Here is a 4860-nt window from a genome sequence, read left to right on the forward strand (position 1 = left end):
CGGCCCCACGCCGCCTGCCGGCCGCCGCGGCCCCACGCCGCCTGCCGGCCGCCGCGGCCCCACGCCGCCTGCCGGCCGCCGCAGCCCCACGCCGCCTGCCGGCCGCCGCAGCCCCACGCCGCCTGTGGTCCTCCAGGGCCCCGCTCCCGCACGCCGCGGCCCCGCCCGCCAGCGCTCGGTCTCCGCCCCGTTCACCGCGGAGGAGATCGCCCGCGTGCGGCGCCCGTTCCGCGGCGCGTCGCTCCTGCCGGGGCGGGCCTATCACGACGCGGCGATCCACGACTGGGAGCGGGAACAGTGGTTCGCCCGCGACTGGCTCGCCGTCGCCCGCGAGGAGGAGATCCCCGATCCGGGCTCGTACGTCGTGCGCGACGTGCTCGGCGAGAGCGTCGTCATCGTGCGCGGCCGGGACGCCGAGCTGCGCGCCTTCTACAACGTCTGCCGTCACCGCGGCACGGCCGTCGTGGAGGAGGCCTGCGGGACCGCCGTCCGCTTCCAGTGTCCGTACCACGCCTGGATCTACGACCTCGACGGGACGCTCGTCCGGGCGAAGCACACGGACGACCTCGCCGACTTCAGCCGCGCCACCTTCGGCCTCACCTCGATCCGCCTCGACCGCTGGGGCGGCTTCGTCTTCCTCTCGTTCGCCGCTGACGCGGAACCGCTCCGAGCGTATCTCGGGGACTGGTTCGACCACCACGCGGGGTTCGGCCGCGACTTCAGCCGTCTCCGTCGAGCGACGCGCCTCGAGTACGACGTGGACGCGAACTGGAAGCTCGTCGCCGAGAACTACAGCGAGTGCTACCACTGCCCGGGCGTCCACCCGCTCCTCAATCGCCTCACCCCGTACGACCTGGGCGAGGACTTCCTGCCGGTCGGGCCGTGGAAGGGCGGCTGGATGCTCTTCTCGGAGGGCTGCGAGACGATGTCCATGGACGGCCTCCGCCACGGCCGACCGCTCCTTCCCTCGACGACGGCGACGGATGCCCGCAGGATCTACTACTACATCCTCTGGCCGAACCTCATCGTCAGCGTCCACCCGGACTACGTTCTCACGCATCAGGTGTGGCCGGACGGCGCGAATCGATCGAGGGTCGTCTGCGATCTCTACCTCGATCGCGATCCGGTCGCCGGGGCTTCCGTCGACGTCTCCGGCGCGGTCGAGTTCTGGGACCTCACGAACCGGCAGGACTACCACGTCGTGGAGCTCCAGCAGCGCGGCACCGGGTCGCGGAGCTGGGTCGCCGGCCGCTACTCGAACCAGGAGGCGGCCGTCCACGCCTTCGATCTCATGTGCGTCGACCGCTATGCGCTCGACGGGACGCGCACAGTCCGCGGAACGAACTCCGTCGTCGATCGGGCGCGGGCAGCCCGGCGAGCGGTCGTGCGCTCCGGACCTCCAGGGGCCTGACGCTCGTCAGGGACGGGAGCGACCTCGGCGACCTCCGCCGGCGTCGCGTCGAGGAGCGAGGTCGTCGTGAAGCGATACTCGTTGACCGGCACCTGGGCCTCAGTGAGCGCCGGTCGTGGGCTGATCCGCGACGTCGATGTGGAGCGGAGCGTGGTCGCTCGGGAGCTGGCCCTTCCGGGCATCCCGGTCGCGCTCGGCCGCCACCACCCGTCCGGCGACGGATCGGGTGGCGTAGAGATGATCGATGCGCATCCCGAGATTCTTGTGGAAGTTGCCGGCCCGGTAGTCCCACCAGGTGAAGAATCCCGGCTCCGGGTGGAACGGGCGGACGACGTCCGCGAGTCCCCACGCGCGAAGATCGGCGACCGCCTTCCGTTCGGCCGGGGTGACGTGCGTCCCGCCGTGGACCGCCACCGGGTCCCAGACGTCGATGTCCTCGGGCGCGACGTTGAAGTCGCCGCCGATGACGAGATCGTCGGCCGGGTCGGCTGCCTCGTCCAGCCACCGCCGGAGCCGCTCGAACCAGGCGAGCTTGCCGGTGAAGAAGGGCGTGTCCAGCGCCCGGCCGTTCGGCGCGTAGAGGCTCACGACGCGGATCCCGCCACAGCGGGCGGCGATCATTCGCGCCTCGCCGAACGGGTCGAACGATTCGCCATCGCTCGGACCTCCGCCGCTCGGTGGCGCGCTCGGCCGGACCGGCCCGTCGCCGAAGTTCGTGACGATCTCCGCGATTCCGACCCGGGATGCGATGGCGACGCCGTTCCATCGCCCCTCGCCGTGGTGGGCGAGCTCGTAGCCGGCCATCGCGAACGCCAGCGCCGGTGCGGCATCGTCGGCGAGCTTCGTCTCCTGGATCAGGAGGACGTCAGGGGCTGCGGTCGCAAGCCAGGCTTCGACGCGAGGAAGGCGCGCCCTGAGCGAGTTCACGTTCCAGGTAGCGATGCGCATGGGGTCGGGTCTCGGCGAGCTGCGGGCGTCGATCGGTTCGCGACGATCAGAACCGGCGGCCGCGCTGGCGGGCGAGGTCGAACGTCGCCGTGTCGGCGATCGCCATGACCGCCATCGTCCCGGCCTGGACCGGATCCGAAACGACGAGATCCACCGCTTCCGTGATGCTGCCCGCCATGTTGAGGGCGACGATCGGGATGCCGCTCTCGCGGAGTTCCCGCGCGGCGCGGGTGATGTCGCCGCCCATGATGGATCCGGCGAGGACGAGGAGGCGGGCCCGCGGCAGGTCCATCACCGCGCGGACCGCGGCGGCGATCGCCTCCTCGCCGACGAGGGGGATGGTGTCGACGCTGATCCGCTCGCCGCGAAGGTTGTGGCGATCCGCTTCGCTCACCGCGCCGAGTGCGACCTGGGCGACCTGAGCGCCGCCGCCGACGACGATGACGCGCTTGCCGAAGACGCGGTCGAGCGATCGGGTGAGGCGCTGGGTCCGGACGCCGCTCGTGCTGTGGACCGCCCGGACGACCGCCTCCTCGTCGAGCCCCTCGACTTCGACCTCGAGCTCGATGCCGGGGCTCCCGTCCTCCGTCGCCGGCTCGATCCGGCGGACGGTGCTCAAGGTTCGAATGAGCCCGCCGGCTTCCCCGATGCCTGCGGCCAGGGTCGGGACCGCCGTCGCCGAATCGTCGAGGACGACGCGGAGAGCGACCGTCGTCGGGAGTGTCGGGCGGCGGGCCATCGGTCCGACCTAGCGGCCGCGGTCGCGAACGTCGGCGACGGACATCCGCGACGGTTCCAGACCGCCGGACGGATCGTGCTCCTCGTACGCCTGGCCGAGCGCGGCGAACGCCGCTCGCGTGGCGGCAGCGTCGCTCGTCGTGAGCATGAGTGCCCCGTCCGTGTCCTCGGCGACGCCGACGATCCCGGTGATGTTCACGTCGCGCTCCGCGAGCGCGGTGGCGACGCGGGCGAGGGCGCCGGGTCGATCGTCGAGCTGGACCGTGAACCAGACCGTCACGAAGTCACCTCCTGCGGGCCGATGGTACCGCGCCGGCGGCGCCAGGCGGGAGGCGGCATGTCGGGCGAGAGGCGGCATTGACCGGGTCCGCCGCGGCTGGCACGCTCTCACGTGAGATGCCGCCGCGACCCTCGATGCCGACCGAGCCGCCGGTCCAGATTTTCGGCCTCGATGGGGATCAGGCGACACGGGCCGCGCTGCGATTCTTCAAGGAACGCCGCGTCGCGGTCGCGTTCGTCGACGTCCGGCGTCGTCCGATCGCGCCGGCCGAGCTCCGTCGATTCGTCGACCGCCTCGGCGCGACGGCCTGCACCGAAACGGACGGCCGGGCCTGGCGGGACGCGGGGCTCGGCTACCTTCGCATGACGGACGATGAACTCGCGACGCGCCTCCTCGCGGACGTTCGCCTCCTGAGACTGCCCCTCGTGCGGCACGGCTTCGAGGTGACGGTCGGCCGCGCCGAGCCGACGTGGAAGGCGTGGCTGGCGGCGAGCGCCGCGCGCCGGCCGGTGTCATCCTGACGTCGATGACGGATCGGGCCCAGCCGAACGATCGAAACCAGCCGACCAGCGCCTCCGCGGAGGCGGAACCGCTCCGCCGGAGCGGCCGGGTCGCCGTCCGCCCGGACATGCCCGCCGCGCTCCGTCCCCACGGTCGAGCCACGGAGGATGAGCGCCTCCTTCAGCGTCCTGAACGACCGGCCTTCCTCGACACGGACACCTGGCGGGCGCTCAGGATCCTCTCCGAGTTCGTCGATGGGTTCGATGCGCTCGCCACGATTGGGCCTGCGGTCACGGTCTTCGGCTCTGCCAGGCTCGGCCCGGACGAGCCGGCGTACGAGCTCGCGCGGACGATCGGCCGCCTCCTCGCCGAGGCCGGCTACGCGGTCATCACCGGCGGTGGACCGGGTGCCATGGAGGCGGCGAATCGCGGCTGCCAGGAGGCCGGCGGCCTGTCGATCGGCTGCAACATCGAGCTGCCGCACGAGCAGTACATCAACCGCTACGTCGATCTCGGCATCGAGTTCCGTTACTTCTTCGCCCGCAAGACGATGTTCGTCAAGTACGCCGACGCGTTCGTCATCCTCCCCGGCGGCCTCGGCACGCTCGACGAGCTCTTCGAGGCGCTCACGCTGATCCAGGTCGGCAAGATCCGCCACTTCCCGGTGGTCCTTGTCGGCACGGCGTATTGGGGCGGCCTCGTCGAGTGGATGCGGACGACGCAGGTGCCGGCGGGGACGATCGACGCGGCGGACCTCGAGCTGTTCCAGCTGACGGACGATCCGGACGAGGCGATCGCCATCATCCAGGCGTTCGGCGACGGCGATCCGAGAGGCGCGATCCCGATCGAGGAGGATGAGCTCCGCTGACGGAGCGGCTACCGGGCCGCGCCTTGCCCCGCCGTGCCGACCCGGGCGAGGCTGCGACTCGGGCGAGGCTGCGACTCGGGCGAGGCTGCGACTCGGGCGAGGCTGCGACTCGGG

Annotated in this window: 6 protein-coding genes; 3 read left to right on the forward strand and 3 right to left on the reverse strand. The window is 71.9% G+C overall.

Translation table 11 applies throughout. The features are described from left to right. Positions 1 to 214 precede the first annotated feature (214 nt). Entirely contained in the window at positions 215 to 1411 is a 1197-nt protein-coding gene (locus IVW53_15530) for an aromatic ring-hydroxylating dioxygenase subunit alpha (GenBank protein MBF6606977.1), read from the forward strand. Positions 1412 to 1510: 99 nt separating this feature from the next. Here the strand turns inward: IVW53_15530 and xth are convergent, their stop codons facing one another. The 3 genes from xth to IVW53_15545 are packed head-to-tail and all read right to left on the reverse strand — an operon-like array spanning position 1511 to position 3455. Then, complete coding sequence (xth, locus tag IVW53_15535; protein ID MBF6606978.1) at positions 1511 to 2359, reverse strand: exodeoxyribonuclease III; 849 nt, start codon at positions 2357 to 2359, stop codon at positions 1511 to 1513. 46 nt (positions 2360 to 2405) lie between these two features. Next, positions 2406 to 3098: a DUF5612 domain-containing protein gene (locus IVW53_15540; GenBank protein MBF6606979.1), complete on the reverse strand. Its 693-nt coding sequence runs from the start codon at positions 3096 to 3098 to the stop codon at positions 2406 to 2408. A 9-nt stretch (positions 3099 to 3107) separates the two neighbouring features. Further along, positions 3108 to 3455 (reverse strand): ACT domain-containing protein, encoded by a 348-nt coding sequence (locus IVW53_15545; GenBank protein MBF6606980.1) that lies wholly within the window; start codon positions 3453 to 3455, stop codon positions 3108 to 3110. A 56-nt stretch (positions 3456 to 3511) separates the two neighbouring features. On the opposite strand from IVW53_15545, the gene IVW53_15550 reads away from it, so the two are divergent. Next, complete coding sequence (locus tag IVW53_15550) at positions 3512 to 3898, forward strand: arsenate reductase (GenBank protein MBF6606981.1); 387 nt, start codon at positions 3512 to 3514, stop codon at positions 3896 to 3898. 5 nt (positions 3899 to 3903) lie between these two features. Beyond that, positions 3904 to 4746 (forward strand): TIGR00730 family Rossman fold protein, encoded by an 843-nt coding sequence (locus tag IVW53_15555; protein ID MBF6606982.1) that lies wholly within the window; start codon positions 3904 to 3906, stop codon positions 4744 to 4746. Positions 4747 to 4860 lie beyond the last annotated feature (114 nt).

Source organism: Chloroflexota bacterium (assembly GCA_015478725.1).
Taxonomy (GTDB): domain Bacteria; phylum Chloroflexota; class Limnocylindria; order Limnocylindrales; family CSP1-4; genus C-114.

Bases quoted from the DNA above. Each gene is read 5' to 3' on its own strand.
- IVW53_15550 (MBF6606981.1), top strand. From the start codon at position 3,512: ATGCCGACCGAGCCGCCGGTCCAGATTTTCGGCCTCGATGGGGATCAG.
- IVW53_15540 (MBF6606979.1), bottom strand. From the start codon at position 3,098: ATGGCCCGCCGCCCGACACTCCCGACGACGGTCGCTCTCCGCGTCGTC.
- xth (MBF6606978.1), bottom strand. From the start codon at position 2,359: ATGCGCATCGCTACCTGGAACGTGAACTCGCTCAGGGCGCGCCTTCCT.
- IVW53_15545 (MBF6606980.1), bottom strand. From the start codon at position 3,455: ATGCCGCCTCTCGCCCGACATGCCGCCTCCCGCCTGGCGCCGCCGGCG.
- IVW53_15555 (MBF6606982.1), top strand. From the start codon at position 3,904: ATGACGGATCGGGCCCAGCCGAACGATCGAAACCAGCCGACCAGCGCC.